At 52.0% G+C, this 21,805-nt stretch carries 16 protein-coding genes; 8 read left to right on the forward strand and 8 right to left on the reverse strand.

Annotated elements, in window-relative coordinates:
- Window positions 1-25: 25 nt before the first annotated feature.
- A complete protein-coding gene (locus OCU43_RS16005; protein WP_091360980.1) occupies window positions 26-496 on the reverse strand; it encodes a transcription elongation factor GreAB in 471 nt (156 codons plus the stop codon).
- Window positions 497-639: 143 nt separating this feature from the next.
- On the opposite strand from OCU43_RS16005, the gene OCU43_RS16010 reads away from it, so the two are divergent.
- From OCU43_RS16010 to OCU43_RS16020, 3 genes are all read left to right on the forward strand, one after another.
- The gene (locus OCU43_RS16010) at window positions 640-2,235 is read left to right on the forward strand and encodes an ABC-F family ATPase (RefSeq protein ID WP_091360982.1); all 1,596 of its coding nucleotides are present in this window, start codon (window positions 640-642) and stop codon (window positions 2,233-2,235) included.
- A 268-nt stretch (window positions 2,236-2,503) separates the two neighbouring features.
- Window positions 2,504-2,911: a PA2779 family protein gene (locus OCU43_RS16015; RefSeq protein WP_091360984.1), complete on the forward strand. Its 408-nt coding sequence runs from the start codon at window positions 2,504-2,506 to the stop codon at window positions 2,909-2,911.
- A complete protein-coding gene (locus tag OCU43_RS16020; RefSeq protein ID WP_091360986.1) occupies window positions 2,889-3,941 on the forward strand; it encodes a PA2778 family cysteine peptidase in 1,053 nt (350 codons plus the stop codon). The genes OCU43_RS16015 and OCU43_RS16020 overlap by 23 nt, the downstream gene beginning before the upstream one ends.
- A gap of 62 nt (window positions 3,942-4,003) precedes the next feature.
- On the opposite strand, the gene OCU43_RS16025 is transcribed toward OCU43_RS16020, so the two are convergent.
- The 4 genes from OCU43_RS16025 to rapA form a co-directional block, all read right to left on the reverse strand.
- Window positions 4,004-7,036: an EAL domain-containing protein gene (locus tag OCU43_RS16025; protein WP_091360989.1), complete on the reverse strand. Its 3,033-nt coding sequence runs from the start codon at window positions 7,034-7,036 to the stop codon at window positions 4,004-4,006.
- A gap of 309 nt (window positions 7,037-7,345) precedes the next feature.
- Window positions 7,346-7,651, reverse strand: a complete 306-nt coding sequence (locus OCU43_RS16030; protein ID WP_091360992.1) for a c-type cytochrome — start codon at window positions 7,649-7,651, stop codon at window positions 7,346-7,348.
- Window positions 7,652-7,902: 251 nt separating this feature from the next.
- Window positions 7,903-9,234, reverse strand: coding sequence for a DEAD/DEAH box helicase (locus OCU43_RS16035; RefSeq protein WP_091360994.1), 1,332 nt, complete (start codon window positions 9,232-9,234; stop codon window positions 7,903-7,905).
- 56 nt (window positions 9,235-9,290) lie between these two features.
- Entirely contained in the window at window positions 9,291-12,164 is a 2,874-nt protein-coding gene (gene rapA, locus OCU43_RS16040; RefSeq protein WP_091360997.1) for an RNA polymerase-associated protein RapA, read from the reverse strand.
- 263 nt (window positions 12,165-12,427) lie between these two features.
- On the opposite strand from rapA, the gene OCU43_RS16045 reads away from it, so the two are divergent.
- Window positions 12,428-13,741 (forward strand): DEAD/DEAH box helicase, encoded by a 1,314-nt coding sequence (locus OCU43_RS16045; RefSeq protein ID WP_091360999.1) that lies wholly within the window; start codon window positions 12,428-12,430, stop codon window positions 13,739-13,741.
- An 82-nt stretch (window positions 13,742-13,823) separates the two neighbouring features.
- Here OCU43_RS16045 and OCU43_RS16050 read toward each other — a convergent pair whose 3' ends face one another.
- The gene (locus OCU43_RS16050; protein WP_091361001.1) at window positions 13,824-15,440 is read right to left on the reverse strand and encodes an MFS transporter; all 1,617 of its coding nucleotides are present in this window, start codon (window positions 15,438-15,440) and stop codon (window positions 13,824-13,826) included.
- A gap of 373 nt (window positions 15,441-15,813) precedes the next feature.
- On the opposite strand from OCU43_RS16050, the gene OCU43_RS16055 reads away from it, so the two are divergent.
- Window positions 15,814-16,761, forward strand: coding sequence for a carbon-nitrogen hydrolase family protein (locus OCU43_RS16055; protein ID WP_091361003.1), 948 nt, complete (start codon window positions 15,814-15,816; stop codon window positions 16,759-16,761).
- Between the two features lie 65 nt (window positions 16,762-16,826).
- Here OCU43_RS16055 and leuA read toward each other — a convergent pair whose 3' ends face one another.
- Window positions 16,827-18,485 carry a 2-isopropylmalate synthase gene (gene leuA / locus OCU43_RS16060; protein WP_091361005.1) on the reverse strand — a complete coding sequence of 553 codons (1,659 nt, stop codon included), beginning with the start codon at window positions 18,483-18,485 and terminating at the stop codon, window positions 16,827-16,829.
- 371 nt (window positions 18,486-18,856) lie between these two features.
- Here leuA and OCU43_RS16065 point away from each other — a divergent pair, with 371 nt between their 5' ends.
- The 3 genes from OCU43_RS16065 to OCU43_RS16075 all read left to right on the forward strand — a co-directional run bounded on the left by OCU43_RS16065 (window position 18,857) and on the right by OCU43_RS16075 (window position 20,601).
- Window positions 18,857-19,345 carry an Lrp/AsnC family transcriptional regulator gene (locus tag OCU43_RS16065; protein ID WP_091361008.1) on the forward strand — a complete coding sequence of 163 codons (489 nt, stop codon included), beginning with the start codon at window positions 18,857-18,859 and terminating at the stop codon, window positions 19,343-19,345.
- Window positions 19,346-19,491: 146 nt separating this feature from the next.
- Window positions 19,492-19,965 (forward strand): hypothetical protein, encoded by a 474-nt coding sequence (locus OCU43_RS16070; RefSeq protein ID WP_091361010.1) that lies wholly within the window; start codon window positions 19,492-19,494, stop codon window positions 19,963-19,965.
- Between the two features lie 171 nt (window positions 19,966-20,136).
- Window positions 20,137-20,601: a hypothetical protein gene (locus tag OCU43_RS16075; protein WP_091361012.1), complete on the forward strand. Its 465-nt coding sequence runs from the start codon at window positions 20,137-20,139 to the stop codon at window positions 20,599-20,601.
- Window positions 20,602-20,713: 112 nt separating this feature from the next.
- Here OCU43_RS16075 and OCU43_RS16080 read toward each other — a convergent pair whose 3' ends face one another.
- Window positions 20,714-21,805: a tRNA-queuosine alpha-mannosyltransferase domain-containing protein gene (locus OCU43_RS16080; protein WP_091361014.1), complete on the reverse strand. Its 1,092-nt coding sequence runs from the start codon at window positions 21,803-21,805 to the stop codon at window positions 20,714-20,716.

The raw sequence follows: 21,805 nt of genomic DNA on the forward strand, positions 1-21,805 counted from the left end.
AAACGGTTGCCGGGATTATACGCCATCAACTCATCGCAGTAATCTCAAATTCACCCTGCGGAAGGGTAACAATATCCCCCCGATAGCGACCGGTTAACGCCTGACCTATAGGTGATTGCGGCGTAATAACCGTGACAATTTCGACCATATCAGTCACCTGAATTCCCCCGCCTGCAGGACCTAAAAACAATCGTTTCACCCCTCCCGCCTCATTTTCAAGGGTCACTAATGTCCCCAGCGAGATGGCTGAATTTTCAGTCACTTCCCGCTGCGGCATAGCCCGGTAGGCTGTCAGATCGATCTCCAGCGCCTGCACCCGTTTAGACTGCCCGTGGGCAAGATAGGACGCCTCCAGACCCAGAGTATCATACTGATTTTCTGCCACACTCTCTTCATGGGTGGCCGCCTCCCGGGCTTCATGTGCAGCGGCAATATTCATATCCAGATCAGCCTGAAGCTGGCTGATGATCTGCGCTATAAGCTGTTTTTTATCCATATATCCAACCCGCTATACAATCAATGCAGTATCCACATTAAATTATGAAAAAGAAACACGCTATTCACACACATTCATGCTGATCTATGGGACAATATGTCCGCTTATTTTTACCACAACGTTATAACTGATGGACTCCTGTTTTGCTGACTACCGCTAATATTACTATGCAGTTTGGCGCTAAGCCTCTGTTCGAAAATATCTCTGTTAAATTTGGTGAGGGGAACCGTTACGGCCTGATCGGCGCCAACGGTTGTGGTAAATCAACCCTGATGAAGATTCTCGGTGGTGATCTGGAACCCTCCTCCGGCAACGTCAGCAAGGACCCCAATGAGCGGATCGGTAAACTACGTCAGGATCAGTTTGCTTTCGAAGAGTTCACGGTTATCGATACGGTGATCATGGGGCATGCGGAGTTATGGGAGATTAAGCAGGAGCGGGATCGTATCTACGCCCTGCCCGACATGACCGAAGAGGAAGGCATCAAAGTCGCTGAGCTTGAAGTAGAGTTCGCCGAACTGGACGGCTATACCGCAGAATCCCGCGCCGGAGAGCTGCTGCTGGGGCTGGACATTCCTACAGAACAGCATTTCGGTCCGATGAGTGAAGTAGCACCCGGCTGGAAACTGCGGGTATTACTGGCTCAGGCACTGTTTGCCGACCCGGATATCATGCTGCTGGACGAACCAACCAACAACCTGGATATCAACACTATTCGCTGGCTGGAAGGGGTGCTCAACGAGCGTAACAGCACCATGATCATCATCTCCCACGACCGTCACTTCCTCAACTCGGTCTGCACCCATATGGCGGACCTGGATTACGGAGAACTGCGGGTTTATCCGGGCAACTATGACGACTACATGATCGCGTCAACAGCCCTGCAGGAGCGTCTGCAGTCAGACAATGCCAAGAAAAAAGCCCAGATTGCCGAGCTGCGCAGCTTTGTCAGCCGCTTCTCAGCAAACGCCTCCAAAGCGAAGCAAGCCACTTCCCGGGCACGACAGATTGAGAAAATCGAACTCAACGATATTAAGCCATCCAGCCGTCAGAGCCCCTATATCCGCTTTGACCAGGAGAAGAAACTGCACCGGTTGGCGCTGGAGGTTGAGGGGCTGGCCAAAGGCTATGGTGAAGCACCGCTGTTTAAAGATCTCAGCATGATGGTCGAAGTGGGTGAACGGATCGCTATTATCGGCCCCAACGGCATCGGTAAAACCACCCTGCTGAAAACGCTGCATGGCGACCTTGAAGCGGATAGTGGCTTGGTAAAATGGTCCGAAAACAGCAATATCGGTTATTACGCCCAGGATCACGCTCACGAGTTTGCTGATGAAATTAACCTGTTTGACTGGATGGCCCAGTGGACCAAATCCGGCTCTGATGAACAGGTCATCAGGGCTTCTCTGGGACGTATGCTGTTCTCACAAAATGAAATTAAGAAATCGGTGAAAGTCCTTTCCGGGGGTGAAAAAGGCCGGATGCTGCTGGGTAAACTAATTCTGCAACAACCCAACATCCTGCTGATGGACGAACCGACCAACCATATGGATATGGAATCGATCGAAGCCCTCAACCTGGCACTGGAAAACTTTGACGGCACGCTGATCTTTGTCAGCCACGACCGGGAGTTTGTCTCCTCTCTGGCCACCAGGATCATCGATATGCGTGAAGATGGACTGACAGACTTCCGCGGTGGCTACGAAGAATATCTGAAAAAGCAGGGCATTGCAGGCTAAGTATACCCCAGCAATAAACAAAAAAAGCCAGCAGCCGCTCTGCTGGCTTTTTTATGCCTGCAACCCGGTGTTACCAGCCGCATTACCACTACGGGTTGTTGCCTTAAGCTCGGGTGTATTACACTCACCGCGTTACTTGTTACAAACTGAGCTACACTGGTAGGGTCAACTGTTTGTAAATTCAGGTGATTTAGCTAAACGGCTGGATCAGTTTAATTATAAAGCCGCTGTGCCGGGGGGAATAGCTGCCCATAAAAGGATATAGATCATGATGCTACACAACACTCTCAGGCGTACCTGGATCGGCAGGATGGTTATCGCATTGATGCTTGTGATGAGTTTTCAAAGCGTAACCGCCAATGCCGCGATGGTTTCAACCGAGACCATTATCCAGACAGAACACCAGCAGTACACTAAAAGTGATCTGATACAGAAGCTGGAATCGGCCGAACTGCAACAACAGCTTGTCGATATGGGAGTTGATCCACAGGAACTTCAGCAACGGGTCGCCAGCCTGACACCGGATGAGATCAGCCAGTTGAACGCAAATCTGGCCTCGCAACCTGCCGGTGAAGGTATTCTGGGGTTAGTCGGCCTGGTGTTTGTGATTTTTGTCATTACCGATATGCTCTGTGCCACCGACCTGTTCAGCTTTGTTCACTGCATCAATCGCTAACAGGGCTGACACGCTGCTTAACCGGCTATCCACTCAGCTGTTTGCAGCACTGTTGCTGACCGCAATAGTGCTGCAAACCGGCTGTAGCAGTAATCAGAGACTAATCGACTCATTAACAGAGGACCCTGCTATCCAGGGGGTCACAGAGATCGATGGACTTGCCTATTTTCCACAGCAGGATGACCAGTGCGGCCCCGCTTCACTGGCAACCATGCTGGCCTATAACCAGATCACAACCACTCCGGAACAACTGCGCCCTTCCCTTTATATACCCAAAAAAGGGGGGACTCTGGCGGTTGAGATGGAAGCCAGGGCACGGCAGTTTAACCTGATCGTCTATCCTCTGAAGCCCGATGTGAGCGATATATTATTGGAGCTGGATGCCGGACACCCGGTACTGGTGATGCAAAATCTGGGGTTCAGCTGGCTACCCCAGTGGCATTTCGCGGTGGCTATCGGTTATGACCTGAATGCACAACAGATCCTGCTGCGCTCAGGCCCCGACAAACGCTATCCGACCGACCTCTCGCTGTTTGAAAAAACCTGGTCACGGGCAGACCACTGGGCCAGAGTAATACTGTCCCCCGACCAACTACCCGCAACCGCCACCCCGCTACGTTATACCGCCGCCGTCAATAAACTTGAGCAACTGGGTTCGCACACCCCAGCGCTGCAGCAAGCGGCAGCCCGGGCCTATCAGACCGCGTTAAAGCAGTGGCCCGACAACGCTACCGCACTGATGGGGCTGGGTAATATCGACTATGCGCGGAAACATTACCGCTCGGCTGCCGATTATTTCATCCGCTATATTAACCACAGCAATACACCCGCAGCAGGCTGGAATAATCTGGCTTACACGCTGATGCAAACAGGTTGCACAGCTGCCGCGATCGAATCGATCAGCTGTGCAGTGGCCATCGCACCGGATCAGCCAGCCTACCGCGACAGCCTCGATGAACTCAACAACCTCAGTGCTACACAGAATAGTAAGGCTAACTGTTCACTCCCCGCCTGTATCGCGTCGAAGTAAAAAATCCACACATGACTCCCAGTCTGAGACCGGAGCGGCAACGTTAGTGAACGTCTTCTCCCTCATTCAACCTCATTGATCACCTGAGATTCTAGCCATCGAGCTGAAAATTCATTAGCAGGCACCGGTCGGCCAAACAGATACCCCTGGCCAAAATCACAGCCAATATCGAGTAACATCTGTTTCTGTTCAGGCGTTTCCACACCTTCAGCAATGACTTTAATGTCCAGGGTATGCGCCATAACGATAATCGCTTCACACAGTACCAGGTCCTGAGACCCCGAAGTCAGATGGGAGACAAAACTCTGATCAATTTTAAGATAGTCGATATGAAACTGTTTCAGATAAGCGAGTGAAGAATACCCGGTACCGAAATCATCAAGCGCCACCTCGATCCCCTGATCACGAAACTGCAGCAGCTTATCTGCCACACCTCTGCCCGCCTCCATCAGCAAACTTTCGGTAATCTCGACACACAGGTTGGCCGCACCATTGTGCGTGAGGACATGACCAAACCAGTTGGGTTTGCTGCTATTGTCATCCTGATACTGCACCGGTGAAGTATTCACACTCACCTGCAGCTCGGTATTGAACCGTGCCTGCCAGATCGTCAACTGACGCACCACTTCAGCAAACACCCAGTTGCCAATATCCACAATCAGACCGGTCTCTTCCGCTAACGGAATAAAGTCCAGTGGTGAAACCTGTCCCCTGGGATGATTCCATCTCAGCAACGCTTCTGCCTTGACGACACGACCATTTTGCAGATCAAGAATCGGTTGGTAATAAACCTCAAACTGCTGCAGATCGAGCGCTTCACGCAACTCATTCAACAAACGACGGCGCTGCTGAGCCACGGCCTCCATTTCGGGGGTGAAATAGTGGAACCGGTTACGTCCCTCCTCCTTGGCTGCATACATGGCCTGGTCAGCATTTTTCATCAGTGCTTCCAGGGTCATCGCATCGCTGGGGTAAAGCGCAATACCGATACTCGCCGAGACAAAAGAGCGATTATCCTTAAGAATAAAAGGCTCACCCAACTGCCGTAATATATTTCCGGCTACCCGCTCAATCACAGACAGATCACCGATATTGCCCAGAATCACCAGAAACTCATCGCCCCCTAAACGGGCAACCGTATCGGTTTCCCGCACACAGGAGAGCAACCGTTTGGCAGCCCCCTGCAATAAAAGGTCACCATAGTCGTGTCCGAGTGTGTCATTCACCTCTTTAAAGCGGTCCAGGTCGATCATCATCACCGCGACCTGTTCGCCTTCCCTGTCGGCTTTTTTCATCATTTGTAACAGGCGATCTGTAAACGTACGCCGGTTGGGAAGATGGGTCAGAGAATCGTAATGCGCCATCCGGGTCAGTTCAGCCCGGGCACGTTTCTGTTCGATCAGATTGACATCGATACAGTACATCTCCTGCCTGTCATTTTCAGAGCGTAGCATGACATGGCTGGAGAACACCGGTACCAGACTGCCATCTTTATGTTGCAACTCCAATTCAGAGGCGGGGATCTCCTGGCCCTTTTCCAGCCAGTCATGATGTAGCTGAATCACCGTCTCACGCATCGCCTGAGGGATAATTAACGCCTCAAGAGGCTGACCCAGCGCCTCTTCCCGGCTATAACCGTAGAGCGTTTCACTGGCATCATTCCAGTAGATCACCTGGCGGTTCTCGTCATACCCCTGTACTGCGATAGCCGGGAGGCTCTCGATCAGTTCGCGGAAACGAGTTTCACTCTGACGTATCAGCATATCGGCCATCTTCTGATCGGTGATATCCAGCATCAACCCACGAAGCCAGCGGGGTTTTCCATCTTCAACCACCACATTGACCATATCCCGAAGCCAGACAATATCACCATTTGCCGTCAAAAAACGGTATTCAAACTCATGATCACGATGATCAGCGACCGCTTCGTCGCAAAAGCGAATCGCCCACTCCCGATCATCAGGATGGATATGGTCTTTCCAGAAATTGGGCTTAAACCAGGTGCCGATTGGATAACCCAACACCCTGACAACATTGTCACTGATATAGGTGTAAGTATAGGTATCATGATCCGCTTCCCAGACAATACCATTGGTCGTATCGACAAGGTTTTTAAAACGCTTTTCACTCTTGCGATGCGCCTCTTCAGAGCGATACAAACGGAAGTTCCAGTAGAGAATAAACAGCAATACCAATAAAACCAGTCCGCTGACTTTGAGTATTTTTTCCACCGCAATGCCATTCTGGGATACTGTAAGACCTGCCCAGTGCTCAAAGATCTGATTGCGTTCGTTCTCGGTGATGCTATTCAGCGCTTTCTCAATAATCCCTGACAGGATTGGATTGCCACGATAGACCCCAATGCGGAAATCACTCTGATAGTCCGTGTGGCCAGAAAAGCTCAGATTAAGTATCCCCTCCTGTTTCATTACAAACCCGGCAGCCGTCGCATCCCCCACAAAAGCAACAGCCTCCCCCTCTGCAACCATTCTGAGCGCATCCTGAATAGTGGCCGGATTGATAATAGTGATCTCAGGGTAATCACGCCGCAGCAACTCATTGGTAAAGTGCCCCTTATGGATCGCAACCCGTTTACCTTTCAACTTGTCCAGTGTTCCGATATACCCTTTAGATTGTTCACTGATAATCACGGCTGTGCTGGAAAGGTAGGGTTGGCTGAAATCAAGATATGTCTCTCGCTCTGCCGTTTTGACCATACAGGACATCAGATCAAACTCTCCATTCCGGGCGGCTTTTAACACCTCACCCCAGGAGTGTTTATCCGTAACGGGCACAAACGAAACACCAAGACGCTGTTCCAGCAGGGCAAAATAATCGGCTGATATACCGGTATAGTCACCGTTATTATCGACCCATTCGTAGGGGGCAAATGTGCGATCGATACCGAGTTTTAGCTGTGGGTGCTGCTGCAGCCAGGCGATCTCTGTGGCACTCAGGTTATCATCTCGCCAGGAAAATTCAGATGTGGCCGATTGCTGAGAAGATTCAGCCGCGTACGCTGAACCCCATACACTTTGAACCAGGCTCATAGCCAGACTGATAAATAAGATTAGCCAGGGGGCTATTCTGAACATCCATATCTCCAACAGCAAAAGCGTTCCAACCTGTAACCTGACACTCTCTATGAATCAGGTAAAGACAATCATTTAATACTCAATAGCTTAATATTTAACGGTTAAATTCCCGTTTAGCCACGTCGGGATCAGGATAGATTTTATCAACTCTAATTGCTTCCCTTCGCTTTAGCATAGATCTATTTGCCGAATAGTGGGCATTTTCAGGAGGATATATAAATTAAAAGCCAGCTTTCTGGCCGGCTTTTACAGGTTTTAAATATAAGCGCAAACACAAACCTTCAATCAGGTTATAAAACACCGCCGCACTTACAGCCCGGAAATATGCTCCGCAACATCCTGAATCGCAGCAGCATCGAGTTTATCAACCTGAACTTTCATCAACGCCTTCAGCGGACCGCCATAGGTACCCGCTTTATAACCATTCAGCGCATCGACAATCTGGCTTGAAGGCCATCCCTGAATCACCTGTGATTTCCCCATAGCCGACTTTTCAGCGGATGCACCATGACATTCAACACAGGCCTGAAAAACCTCAGCGCCACCAGCATGAACGACAGGCGCGGAGAATGCCATCGCACACAGAGCCAATACAATACCACCTGTTTTTTTCATCCGGGTCCCCTCCCATAAGTTATAACTCTATATTACTAAGGGTGTTCGACGTATTACAAAGCGCTCTGTCATCACTTTGAGAGGTGCAGTTCAGGTACTGTAGCGGTAGTTAACCGATGTGGAAAAAACGGTGTTCAGATCAGGGCATTCGCTGAGGCAGAAAATCTGGCGGATTTTCAGGGTATTATTCCGGTTCTTCCGGGTGAAAAAAACCAGCTCTGAGCGGCTGGTTTTCTGAAGACACGCCAGGCTTAATCGGTTTTTCGCTTTTTCAACGGAGCCATACCATCGTCGGAGACAATCTGTCGATTAGCAGCGCGGCGATTCTTGCGGTCCTGAGGCGCTTTAACAACCCGTTTGGGTCGTGCCTCAGTCGTTTTCTGTTGCTGCCTGGCAGGTTTTGCTGCAGGTGCCTCTTTTATCCCTTTAAAGCTTGCCGTTAAACCGGCCAGCTCACTGAACTTAACCGACTGTTGCAGAAAGCTTTCAACCCGCTTGAAGGCGTCCCAGTCTTTCGGCCCGATCAGTGACACAGCCAGACCTTTGGCTCCGGCCCGACCGGTACGGCCAATACGGTGCACATACTCTTCTGCCTGTTTAGGCATATCAAAGTTCACCACCAGCGACACCTGCAGCAGATCCAGCCCCCGGGACGCGACATCGGTGGTAATCAGCACCTGCTGCTGGCCGCGGCTGAAACTGTCCATGATTTTATTGCGATCGCTCTGACTCATCTCACCACTGAGAGCGGCAGTTTTCAGTCCCTTGCCCGACAGCAACAGTGACAGTCGCTCAGTATCGGCACGGGTGGCGGTAAAGATAATCACCTGCTGGTAGGTTTCAGTGTCGAGAATGCGTTCTAACACAGCCTGTTTATGATCCAGATGGTCAGTGAGATAAAAGCGCTTTTCGATATCAGCGTGTTCAGCATTAGCCGCCCCGATGGCGATCCGTTTAGGCGCTTTCAACAGCGTTTTAGCCATGCTGTTGACCTCTGCGTGTTCCAGGGTAGCGGAAAACATCAGCGTCTGCCGCAGACGATGACTGGCTGTCTGATTAATCCGGTTCAGCTGATCGGCAAACCCCAGATCCAGCATCCGGTCCGCTTCATCGAGAATCAATAGTTCCAGGCCATCGAGAAACAGAGAGCGTTCATCCAGATGGTTGACCAGTCGTCCGGGAGTTGCCACCACCACATGGGGATTTTTCGCCAGCGCTTTAGCCTGATCGTTGAAGTTTTCTCCCCCCAGCACCAGCGCCACCTTAAACGGAGAGCCGCTGATCAGACTGCGCAGCTGCCCGTAGACCTGTTTAGCCAGCTCCCGGGTCGGGGCCAGAATCAGCGCCCGTGGGTCCTTTTTGCTGAGGGCTTTCTGGCGCATCAAACGTTGCATGGTCGGCAACAGATAGGCCAGGGTTTTACCGGAGCCGGTCTTAGATGACGCGATCAGGTCATGCCCGGTGATCGCCGTTGGCACAGCCTGAGCCTGGATCTCAGTAGGCTCGGTGATCCCCTGATGCGCGAGGATAGTGCTAAGCCGGGGGTCGAGCCCCAGATCGGTAAAGTTTTCCGCGTTAGACAAAGTCTGCTCCGGTTATACTGAATTCATCGGAATATAGCTGGCAATCATAACAGAGATCAGGTCGCAACAATGACCCGGATCGCATCCAGTTTCAGCGAAGCGCTCTGCAGGTGATGCTCCAGTTCTGCCCGGGTGTGCGCCAGAAAATCGATCTCTTCCTGACGAATATTCGGGTTCACCGCAGCCAGTGCGCTAAGTCGTTCCTGCTCTGCACCCAGCAACCGGGCAACATTCTCTGTGGCTTGCGCCAGCATCGCCGGTTGTTGAGTATCCGCAATTGCTTCTACTCGCTCGACCATCTGACCGATCTCACTGCGGGTATGCTTGACAATATCCACCGCCTGGCGCCGCCCCACCCGCTCTGCCAGGTTGTTGATATGGGTCTCGGTCAGTATCGCGCTGAGATCTGTGCCATTGGTATCAACAACGATACGGCTCAGGGTCTGGGGCAGATAGCGCTGTACCTGAAGTTGTTTCGGAGCCGCACAGTGCAGCGTAAAGATCGCTTCCAACAACAGCGTACCGGGTTTCAGTGGCGGTAGTTTAATCGAGCAGACCGCCGTATTACCAAAGTCACCATTCACAACAATATCCATTGTGCCCATCACCAGCGGGTGTTCCCAGGTAAGGAACTGGATATCCTCCCGCCCCAACGCCAGCGCCCGGCTGTAGGTGGCCGTCATACCATCGGCAGGCAGACCCGGCAGGCTTTCATGATGCATATGATCGCCCGGGCTGAGAATAATACTCTGACTGCTATGCACCTGCTGTTCAACGCCAAACTGATCAAACATCCGCTCCATATAGCTGCTCAGTTCGATACTGTTACCGGTCACCTCCATGCTTTCGGCAATAGCAGCGGCTTTCACCGGGTTACAGGAGTTTAGTTCCAGCAACTGGTCACGCCCCTGTTGCAGTTGCTCCAGCAAACGATCTGCTTCAGCACGGGTACTGCTGATCAGCTGCTCGGTGTTCGCTTCGTCATACTCCTCAAACAGTGCCGGAATCAACTGATCGAGGAACTGATCGAACAATACCTGGCCTACCGGGCAGGCCCGTTCAAAACAGTTCAGGCCGCGATGGAACCAGTCCAGCAGGATAGCCTGTGCACTGAACTCATAATGGGGCACATGGATCTGAACATCATTGCGCTGACCAATCCGGTCAAGACGGCCGATGCGCTGTTCCAGCAGATCGGGGTTCAGCGGCAGATCAAACAGAACCAGATGACTGGCAAACTGGAAGTTACGCCCCTCACTGCCAATCTCAGAGCAGATCAGCACCTGAGCGCTCTCATCTTCATCGGCAAAGTAGGCGGCGGCACGGTCACGGTTAACCAGGCTCATCCCCTCATGGAACACCGAGGAACGAATCCCTTCATACAGACGCAGATGCTCTTCCAGCGATTTTGCAGTGTCTGCGTAGGCGCAGATCACCAGCGCTTTCTGGTCACGGTTCTGTTTCAGCCAGTCCACCAGCCACTCGACCCGGGGGTCGGCTTCCAGCCAGCGATCCGCCAGAATCAGCTCGGGATGCAGTCGCTCTTCAAGATCAGCCTGGGCCAGCAGTTGCTGTTCACTTTCAAGATAGAACTCGGGTTCCGGCAACGGATAACTGTGCAATACCCGCTTCGGAAAACCACTGACGCCATCACGGGTATTGCGGAATAGCACCCGACCGGTGCCATGATGATCGAGCAGACTGTCCACCGCATCCTGAATCGCCTGATCAAGAGAGTCATTTTCCAGCTCATCCTGCAGCTGCTGAGCGACCTCGTCCCCCAGATAGCTGCCCAGTTGAGTAAAGACTTCAGGGGCATCTTTCAGTTGCTCACGGGCATCTTCATCCAGCAACCGGGCCACCAGCTTACTTACCGGCTGATAGCCCTCCTCTTCGGCACGGAACTGTTGCAGACTGTAATACCGATCCGGGTCCAGCAGACGCAGCCGGGCAAAGTGACTATCAACCCCCAGCTGTTCCGGCGTAGCGGTTAACAGCAGCAACCCTTTAACTTCACGGGCCAGCGCTTCAATACAGATATATTCCGGACTGGACTCCTCTTCGGACCAGACCAGATGGTGCGCTTCATCTACCACCAGCATATCCCAGCCGGCATCCAGCGCCTGTACCAGACGGTCCGGGCTGGACTTGAGGAAGGATAAGTTACACAGCACCAGCTGTGCGGTTTCGAACGGATTAACGCCCTCGTCCGAAAGCTCCAATGCTTCACAGCGCAGCTCATCAAGAATAGTAAAACGCAGATTAAAGCGGCGCAGCATCTCCACCAGCCACTGATGTACCAGACTGTCGGGCACCACAATCAGCGCCCGGGACGCCTTACCGCTAATCAGCTGCTGATGCAGGATAAGCCCCGCTTCGATGGTTTTACCCAGACCGACTTCATCCGCCAGTAATACCCGCGGAGCAAACCGACGGGACACCTGATGAGCAATATAGAGCTGGTGAGGCAGCAGCTGCACCCGTGGCCCCAGCAGACCATAGCTTTCCGATTGCAGGTGGGCAAACTGATTTTTGAGCGTTTCCACCCGCAACTTAAACTGACTGATCTTATCCACCTGGCCGGCAAACAGTCGGTCGTGGGGCTTGCTGAAGTGCACCGCACTGTCGAGATCTCGCTCCTCCAGCACCAGCACCTCACCTCCGTCATCCTCCACCTGATAGACCATATAGCCATTCAGTTCCTGCTGGGCGGTAATGGTGACCTTAAGGCCTGCGGCATTGCGCACCTGTTCGCCCACCGGATAGACCACACGGCTCAGCGGCGCGTTATCGATAGCGTAAGTACGCTCCTCTTCAACGGCAGGAAACAGAATTTCAACGCGGCGGTTAGATACGCTGGTTACCAACCCCAGCCCCAGATTTGATTCGGTATTACTGATCCAGCGTTGGCCGGGAATAAATTCAGACAAAAGACAGCTCTCAAACAGGAAACGATATAAACAACACCGTGAAACACTATAGACGATAATCAAATTTATCGCCGGAAGTAACCGGTCAGCGCGGAATGATAGGCGTTGTGGCGGAGTACCTCAAGGCGCAATCACTCTCACCGGCTAATATAGGAAAATATTAATACAATCATCGCTATAAACAGACCAAACCAGTGTGCTGAAATATCCGCACTGGCAAAAATAATGTATGCTTGCGCCTTTAAACCTGTGAGTAATCTTCGATGTTCTTTATCGACCTAAATCTGGATCTGGAAATTCTGGGCCCACTGGCTGACAACAACTTTCTCAGCCCCCGCCCGATCCAGCAACAGGCTATCCCTGTGGCCATGGAGGGCTTCGATCTGCTGGCATCCGCCCCCACCGGAACAGGCAAAACACTGGCCTTTGTGCTGCCGGCTCTGCAGAAAGTATTCGACAAAGATCCTGACCACAGCAGCGCACCACAGATATTGATTCTGGCCCCAACCCGGGAGCTGGCAAAACAGATCTATCAGGTGATCGAACTTCAGACGCAACATAATCGCATTAAAAGCTGTCTGATCGTCGGCGGTGTCCCTTTTGGTATGCAAAAGAGCATGCTGGCTGAACCGATCGATATCATGATCGCCACACCGGGGCGACTGCTGGAGCTGAACGCACAGGAGTGGCTCGACCTGTCCCTGGTAGAGATGCTGATTATCGATGAAGCCGACCGGATGCTGGACCTGGGCTTTATCAATGAGATTAAGCAGATCGCCGATGTACTGCCCCTGCAGCGTCAGACATTGATGTTTTCCGCCACCCTGGAGGGTGAAAAGATCCAGCAGTTTGCGGCGGACCTGTTGAATGAAGATTCCCAGGTGATCGCAGTCGATCAGCCCCGCCATATACCTGAGAATATCGAACAGTTTGTCTATCGGGCTGACAACGAACAACACAAAGAGTACCTGCTGAAAGCGCTGATCCATCAGCCTCAGCTGAAACAGGGGATTATCTTCGTTAACAGCCGCAAGCAGGTGGAGCACTGGGTTAGCATCATCCGCAATGCTGGCATGCTCTGTTATGGACTGCACGGTGATATGCGTCAGAGTGAGCGGACCCAGCGGATCAAAGAGATGCGCCGCGGCCGGATCAAGATCATTATCGCCACCGACGTGGTCGGCCGTGGGCTGGACCTGCCGGATCTGACCCACGTTATCAACCTCTACCTGCCACTGAAAGCTGACAGTTACGTACACCGCTGTGGACGTTCAGGTCGTGATGGCGCCAAAGGTACCGTCTGGTCGATTGTTGAGCCCTTAGACTGGGCAACTCTGGGCCGGATCGAGCGCTTTATCGGCGAAAAACTCCCACGTACCACCTTCCCGGGTCTGGCACCGAAAAAGCCAGAGCCAGGCAAAGGCAGCGGCAAAGCAAAACCGAAGAAGCCCAAAGTTAAAAACAAGAAAGCGGTGGCTAAAGCCAACGCCAAAAAAGCCTCTTCACAGAAAAAATCACCGAAGAAACGGGTAGGTCGTGGACCCAAAGCGGGCCCTTCGCCCAGAAAAAGTGACTGATAGCAGGTTAAGCTGACCCATCGGGCCGCCACTATCCACAAGCCACCGACCGGTGGCTTTTCTTGTGCGCCACCTCTTTTGATTAAGCAACCACGGTTTCCTCATCAACCTCCCGGGAGATATGCTCCAGCATGGAGTCTATCTCGGTACGCTCAGCGTCATCGGCTCCCTCGGTCAGAGCCACCTGCAACATCGCATTGATCCGTTCCTTACGAAGAATAAACAGGTCACGCAGTGAATAGGTAATCACCAGACGCGCTTCGGGAAACTGTTTAACCAACACCCTGATCAGTTCGCCGGAACGTTTAGGTAAGGCCAGCACCATATGAATCGCCACATCCTGAGGTTTCAGGGATGACCCTTCCAGCGCAGTGCGAATCAGGATTGCGGGATCTTTAGGCTGCTGTCCCAGCGCCACCAGTAGCAGTTTAAGCTCGGGGTCACCAATCTCGGCAAGGTTATAGTTGAGCAGCGGTTCCAACACGGTCGAACCCACTGAGGCCCCCTGCATACTGACCTGATATTTTGAACTGCTCTCCAGCGTTTCGGTGCGCACAAACAATTTCCTGATCATCAGAAACACCACCACGAACAGATGCACCGCCACCAGGTAGTAATACAGCCAGATACTTGCAAACTGAGTCATCAGAGCTCCGGCAATAATCGGTCCTAAAACGCCACCACAGCCCAACAGGATCTGCATCATACTGGTGGCTGACATCGCCTCTTTCAGATCGATATGATCAAACACCTGGGTCACCGCCAGCGGAAATAACGCGACCCCTGACCCTCCCGAGATCAGGAACAGCACCACCAGCATCTCAATCGGCATCGGCATAAAGCTCTCAGCGATAATCAACAGATTACTGACCACCCCCATCGCCATCAGACCGGCCGCCACCAGGCGCTTATCATAGCGATCGGCCAGCCAGCCGACCGGGTACTGTGTGAGTAAACCACCCAACTGATAGGAGCCCAGCACCAGTGAAAGCCAGATTCCGGTAATACCGTGATCATAGGCATACAGCGAAATCAGCGAAACGCTGGCAGCACTGATCAGGCCAGCACAGAGACAGGACAGAGTACCCGAGGGTGAATATTGCCACAGCCTTTTTAGCGACATCGGCCGGGGCCGGCTGGGCAACTCGGGCAGGGGTAAACGACTCATCGACATAATAATCAACGAGATACAGAGAAACACGCCGATCAGTCCAAACAGCCGGGGATCATGTTCACTGGAGAGACTGAACAGAAACGGAGCCGAACCGAAACCGATGGCAAAACAGATCTGATACGTACCAAATACCTGCCCCCGGTTTCGCTTATCACTGAGCACATTTAACCAGCTCTCCAGTGTAATAAAACTGGTGACAAAGCAGAAACCGGCGACCATTCTGAGTCCGGCGGTAATCCAGATATCGATAAAATAGCTGTGGCACACCGAGACAATTGCCAGAGTGGCGGCCATTGAAGAAAACGCTCTGATATGTCCAACCCGCAGCACCGCCCGGGAGCCAAACAGTCCAGCCATAATGGCTCCAACAGCGAACATACTCATCGCCATACCAATATTGGCAGATTCAAAGCCCCCCTCTCTGAGACGAATCGGTAACATCACAAAAAACAGGTTATGACTCACCGCCACGGCAAAAATAGAGAAAAGAATCGGCTGAATCCGAATCAGAATATTGGATTGCATTGCGCTGAGGTCCTGAAAATCTACATTGAAGTCAACCGATCACGCCCCTCAAAAAGGGAATTGATCCGCACCTTTACAACGATACCGTCTTACACTTTTACCGCAAAGTATCTCCGACGAACAGCGATGATGTTCGTGTCAGCTGTTGCTAATCCGCTATATCCTGAACATCTTTCTCACATTGAACTAAGATTTACAGACTGGCCACACAGTTTCCAATAAGGCTGTCAGGCATTTTCTTAACGTTGGCAGATCAGGGAGGGGAAGCAAAATTATCTGTCCACAAATATCACTGCGCTGAGGGTTTTCAGCCTGTTATCAGACGTCAGAGGCTCCGGCACAATCCTCAAATTACAATAATGGAGCAATCGTTATGGATATCAATGTGGCAATTTCACAGAAACCTCCTGTGCTCTTAGATCTGAAAGCTTCGCTGGAACTGGCGGTAAGTACGATCGAAGAGGTCGCTAAACAGGGGTCGCAGTTATTGGTGTTTCCCGAAGCATTTCTGCCGGGCTATCCCACCTGGATATGGCGCCTGAGGCCCGGCGGAGATATCGCTCTGGGCAATCAGATCCATTTTCAGCTTCGCAACCATTCAGTCAATATCGCCAAAGGAGATCTTAACCCGGTCTGCGAGGCCGCTGCTAAACATAACATGGTTGTGGTGATGGGCATGAACGAGATCGACTCAGAGTTCAGCGGCTCTACCCTGTTCAATACTGTTGTGGTCATAGGCAGTGATGGCTCCCTGCTTAACCGGCACCGCAAAATAATGCCAACTAACCCGGAAAGGATGGTGTGGGGATTTGGTGATGCCAGCGGACTGCGGGTGGTTGATACACCGGTGGGACGCATCGGCTGCCTGATCTGCTGGGAAAACTATATGCCACTGGCACGCTACGCACTGTATGCCCAGGATATCGACATCTATATCGCGCCCACCTGGGACAGCGGTGACACCTGGATCGCCTCCATGAATCATATCGCCCGCGAAGGTGGCTGCTGGGTACTGAGTACCGCAACGGCGATACAGGGCAGCGATATCCCCGCCTCATTTCCCGAACGTGATCGACTGTTCACGGATGACGAGTGGATCAACCCTGGGGATGCTGTGGTGGTTAAACCCTTTGGCGGCGTGGTAGCAGGCCCTCTGCACCGGGAAAAAGGGGTGTTATACGCCACTATCGATACCGATGCAGCAAGGGATTCCCGTAAGGCTCTGGATGTTGCCGGACATTATCACCGGCCGGATATCTTCCATCTGGCGATCAATCGCACCGCGATGCCACCGGTAACGTTCAGTGATGCGAAGAACTAAACACCCCTGGCTTCTGTAACAAAAAACCCGGCAACCAGTGCCGGGTTTTATTATCTGAGGCTGAATCAGGCCGCCTGAACCGTTTCAATACCGGTTCGGCTGAAAGCGGTCAGCATCGCCTGCAATGCAGCGGCGGAAGTATCTTCTGCCACGGCGACCGCGCAATACTCCTCACCATTGATCTGAACCGCTATCGACGCCTGCGCATTGGCATCGGTTCCGCCACTGAGGGCATGCTGATCGAAGTGAATCACCTCGATACTGCAACCATATTGGGTTGTCAGGGCAGCGCACAGTGCCTCCAGTGCACCCGCCCCCTCTCCGGACATCTGCTGCTCACCGATTTTGAAGCTGGCACTGACACGGTGCCCCTCGGTATGCAGATCATAGTCATGCAACTGCCACGCTTCAGACACCGAGATAAAGTGTTCATCAAACAGACGCTTGATATTGGTCGGTGAAACCTCAACCCCGCTCTGCTCTGCCGCCCCCTGCACCACCCGGCTCAATGGAAAGTGCATCCATTTTGGCAGGCTGATGTCATAATCGCGTTCCAGTACCAGCGCCACTCCGCCTTTACCGCTCTGGGAGTTAATGCGCACTACCGCCTCATATTCCCGACCTATATCCCGGGGATCGATCGGCAGATAGGCCACATCCCAGTGCTGTTTTTTATGTTCGGTGTGGTAGTTAACCGATTTGCGGATCGCATCCTGATGACTGCCAGAAAACGCGGTATACACCAGCTCTCCCGCCCAGGGATGCCGCACCCCCACCGGAATACCTGTACAGCTTTCCACCACCTCGTTGATCTCCATAATGTCGGAGAAATCCAGCTTTGGATCAACGCCCTGGGAGTAAAGATTCATCCCCATGGTAATCACATCCATATTACCGGTGCGTTCACCGTTCCCCATCAAAGTGCCTTCAATACGGTCAGCACCGGCCAGCACACCCAATTCTGCGGCGGCAACCGCACAGCCCCGGTCATTATGGGTATGCAGACTAATACGGACATATTTGCGGTTAACCAGATGACGGCAGAAATACTCAACCTGATCGGCAAAGCGGTTCGGGGTAGACATCTCTACAGTGGCTGGCAGGTTGATAATAATGTCGCGTCCACTTTCCGGTTGCCACTGTTCGATCACCGCATCACAGACCTCAATGGCGTAATCCATCTCAGTGCCACTAAAACTTTCCGGGGAGTACTGGAACGACCACTCCGTATCGGGATGCTGCTGGGCATACTGCTGCACCCACTTAGCCCCCTGCACCGCAATCGCCTTAATCCCCTCACGGGACTGACCAAATACCTGCTCCCGCTGTACGGTAGAGGTGGAGTTATACACATGGATGACCGCTTTTTTCACCCCTGACATCGCTTCATAAGTGCGTTTAATCAGCTCTTCACGGGCCTGGGTCAATACCTGAATGGTGACATCATCAGGAATCCGCTGCTCATCCACCAGCTTACGAACAAAATCAAAATCGGGTTTAGAGGCTGAAGGAAAGCCCACTTCAATCTCTTTAAAGCCCAGTTTAACCAGCAGCTCGAATAGTCGCGTTTTCTGCTCAACACTCATCGGATTCACCAGCGCCTGATTGCCGTCCCGAAGATCTACACTGCACCAGTCGGGCGCCTGTGTTAGGGTCTTGTCTGGCCAGGTACGGTCGGTCAAACGGATCGGTTCAAATGCACTGTATTTTCGATAGTCGAACATAGCGTGTTCCTGCTGGGTATCTGCCGGTGGCAGTTCTCTGATTTATAAATGGTTGTTGAGTTGAAATCCCGCGCGGAAAAGCGCGGGACCAAACTTGTATATCGCATACTTGTGGTACACATAGATCAGCCAGGTAGACTGGCGCTTCAACCTGGTTAGACACTTGTGGTGTTGTCACCCACATCCGTTGATAACGTAATGCTTTGGAGGCTCTCGGCAAATATTTATCGCTGCAGCAATCAATAGAGCAAAGTTTAAAGTGTTTGTTACGCAATAACCGTTCTAATTACGGAACTTTTCATTTATTTGCGCAATTAATATTAACAATTTACACTAAGCATACCGATATAATTGCGCAGAGCAGTAAAACCATGAAATCAAACCATCCTCTCGACCGCTTTGACTTGAAAATCTTGCGCGAGCTACAGCGTGACGGCGGGCTTTCAAATCAGGATCTTGCGGAAAAAGTAGGCCTGACCGCTGCGCCCTGCTCCCGACGGGTAAAGGCATTGGAAGAGGCCGGTATTATCAGGGACAGGGTGGTACGAATCGATGAGCGCGCGGTAGATCTGAATCTGATCGCAATTCTGCATATCAGTATGGATAAACATATCCCGGAACGGTTCGAGGCCTTCGAAACCACTATCAGCAGTTTTCCCGAAGTCATGGAGTGCTATCTGATTACCGGCCATGATGCAGATTATCAGTTAAAGGTTGCAGTGCCGGATATGGATCGCTACCACGATATCCTGCTGGGAAAGATCACCCGGATTCAGGGGGTCACCGGCGTTAAGTCAGCATTTATCATGCGAAAAATCGTTGATACCACCGCCGTTCCTCTCAACTATATTAACGGCTAGTTAAGACAGGAAAATCAGCCCCCTCCCAGGGATATCTCCCCCGGCCCGCAAGCCCAACAGGTGTTTGAAAAGCGATTGCATTAGGGAGTTATCGCCGTATAATCAGGCCCTGATTTTAAAATATACGCACTCAGGGATGAGCACTAATGACACGTTATGCACTCGCATTTGTTCTGCTTTTACTCATCGGATGCAGCGGCGCTAACCGCCCCATGCAGCTTTCCGATACACCCACCACTCCCTCCCGCTGTTTTGGCCATGATATCTGTACCGCATCGACTGCCATAGTGAGAGATGAGCAACACCTTAAAATTGTTGTCAGTGGTATCTATCACCCCATAAAGGCAGCCAATATCTGGATCGACGGCACCACGTATCCACTTCAGCTCAGCCAGTCGCGAACAGTGTATAATAAGACTCTGACAGGCCTGCGCGCCTCTGTTCACCGCTTCAGCATCCCTCCGGGCATCAGAAATAAACTGCAGCAGGGTGTGCGGGTTAAACTGTACACCGATCTGCAGAGTTACTCACTGAGCCACACGCTGAAACGGCCTGGCTACACTGACACTCAGTGGCACACCCTGCTGGCAGCCGTAGAACCAGAGCACAGCCCAAACTGAGATAATAATGCTAATGTACACCTGACCCGAACCGCTCTGAAGCGCACAATTTATTCAGCATCTCCCCTCTCACACCTGAAAAGCAATAGGCTGCAATCATTGCAGCCTGATGTTTCCCCGTTATAATCAACAGTCAACAACTCCACATCTATTTCAGGAAGAGATACCCCCATGAAGTACCTGCTTACATTCTGCCTGGTTTTACTTAGTGGCTGCACTAGTCTGGCCCAGCAATATAATCTACCAGATCATCTCTATGATGAGGTGATTCATCCACTCAGCTGTAACCAATATGAAGTGTGCAGCGCACTCTATATTGACTACAACCGCCCTAAAACGCTGAAAATAGCTGTCAGTGGTGAATATCATCCTATCATCGGCGCGACTTTGTGGATTGATAATACAGCCTATAAGCTGACACCCACCGAAAGTTATACCCGCCATGGTGTGACAGTGTCTGGCAAGCGGATTGCGATGCGTCCTTTCATCTCAGAAACACCGCTAAAAGCACTGCTGAAGCAGGCGACCAAAGTCACTCTGGAAAGCAATCAGCAGAGCTTCTCCATAACGACAGTAATGAAAGAAAAAGGGTATATTCACCCTGAGTGGCGTGCCCTGCTGGCAGGACTGGATTGAGTACTGACCGCTCAACCATATCTTGACGTCAAGAAGATGGGCAGTTCAGCAGCTGTTGAACCGCCCCTCTGTGAAATCAGAGCAAGCTGATAAAACCGTTGAACTTACCGGTCTACACACCCTCTGCCGCGACACGGTGCAGTAGTCTCTCGTACAGCGGTGCCATATTATCCCAGCTCAGAGCCGATATATCCGGTGCAGAGAGTACCTGTCCGGCACACTTCAATCCGGCTAAGCGGATAACACTGTCCACCAGGCTTTGAGTCTCACCTTCACCGCTACAATAACAGCAGCTTGCCGGTAACAGTTGCGGATAAGCCAGCCGCCCGGGCACCAACGGCATCGCTCCTGCGGCAACCCCTTCCAGAACCGCGATCCCCTGAAAGTCATGCAACGCCGTTGAGAGAACAACATCTGCCTGCTGCAGCAAACGACGATACTCTGCAACCGACTCAACATATCCCCAATGCCCCAGCCGATCACCCAGCACAGCCCTGAGTTCCTGAAACGCTTCAGGCACACGGCGAAACTGCTGACCGACAAGGTCCAGTCTGAAATCGACTCCGGCTTCACACAGTTGCCGGGCAGCCCTGAGCAGTAACTCTGGCCCTTTATCGAACTCCCAACGATGATTCCAGATCAGCCGGAGCGGCCCGGGTTGTGGGGCATGGGGCAGAAAAACGGATTGCGGCAATGGCACCGGCAACACAGAAGAGCGTCGCTCCAACTGCTCAATCACACCCACCGGGATCTGGTCGGGAAGCTTTTTTAGCAATCGACGACAGCCGTCGATAAAGGTATCGCGATTATAGTCGGTATTGAAGCAGATAAGGTCCGCCGCTAAAGCGGTATAAAGGTTAAGTATCTTCGGTTCAACATTGCCATACTCCCGGCCAGATTCGGGATAGGCAAACTGATTTTCATGAAAATAGACCAGCGTTGGTATACCCGCCAGATGAGGCACAAAGCCGCGCAACGCTGAAAGGTCGGTCATTGAGGTGGCAATCAGCAGGTCATAGTCCTGCTCAAGACACTCACGCTCACTGAATGCCCAACTGAGACTATTACCCCGTATGCGCCAGGAAAAATAACGCGGCGGCAGGGTCAGAACGGTCCATTGGTGTTGCCCAAGATTATCGACCAGCCCGCGATGCCAGTAGGCATGACTGGCAGCATCATAGGCGGACAGCAGGAGTATCTTCAT

It is taken from the genome of Amphritea atlantica (assembly GCF_024347255.1).
Classification (GTDB): Bacteria; Pseudomonadota; Gammaproteobacteria; order Pseudomonadales; family Balneatricaceae; genus Amphritea; species Amphritea atlantica.

What these genes read in the sequence shown, in the direction of transcription:
- OCU43_RS16045 (WP_091360999.1), top strand. Translation starts at nt 12,428, where the DNA reads ATGTTCTTTATCGACCTAAATCTGGATCTGGAAATTCTGGGCCCACTG.
- OCU43_RS16015 (WP_091360984.1), top strand. Translation starts at nt 2,504, where the DNA reads ATGATGCTACACAACACTCTCAGGCGTACCTGGATCGGCAGGATGGTT.
- OCU43_RS16050 (WP_091361001.1), bottom strand. Translation starts at nt 15,440, where the DNA reads ATGCAATCCAATATTCTGATTCGGATTCAGCCGATTCTTTTCTCTATT.
- OCU43_RS16055 (WP_091361003.1), top strand. Translation starts at nt 15,814, where the DNA reads ATGGATATCAATGTGGCAATTTCACAGAAACCTCCTGTGCTCTTAGAT.
- OCU43_RS16030 (WP_091360992.1), bottom strand. Translation starts at nt 7,651, where the DNA reads ATGAAAAAAACAGGTGGTATTGTATTGGCTCTGTGTGCGATGGCATTC.
- OCU43_RS16065 (WP_091361008.1), top strand. Translation starts at nt 18,857, where the DNA reads ATGAAATCAAACCATCCTCTCGACCGCTTTGACTTGAAAATCTTGCGC.
- leuA (WP_091361005.1), bottom strand. Translation starts at nt 18,485, where the DNA reads ATGTTCGACTATCGAAAATACAGTGCATTTGAACCGATCCGTTTGACC.
- OCU43_RS16005 (WP_091360980.1), bottom strand. Translation starts at nt 496, where the DNA reads ATGGATAAAAAACAGCTTATAGCGCAGATCATCAGCCAGCTTCAGGCT.
- OCU43_RS16070 (WP_091361010.1), top strand. Translation starts at nt 19,492, where the DNA reads ATGACACGTTATGCACTCGCATTTGTTCTGCTTTTACTCATCGGATGC.
- OCU43_RS16025 (WP_091360989.1), bottom strand. Translation starts at nt 7,036, where the DNA reads ATGTTCAGAATAGCCCCCTGGCTAATCTTATTTATCAGTCTGGCTATG.
- OCU43_RS16080 (WP_091361014.1), bottom strand. Translation starts at nt 21,805, where the DNA reads ATGAAGATACTCCTGCTGTCCGCCTATGATGCTGCCAGTCATGCCTAC.
- OCU43_RS16075 (WP_091361012.1), top strand. Translation starts at nt 20,137, where the DNA reads ATGAAGTACCTGCTTACATTCTGCCTGGTTTTACTTAGTGGCTGCACT.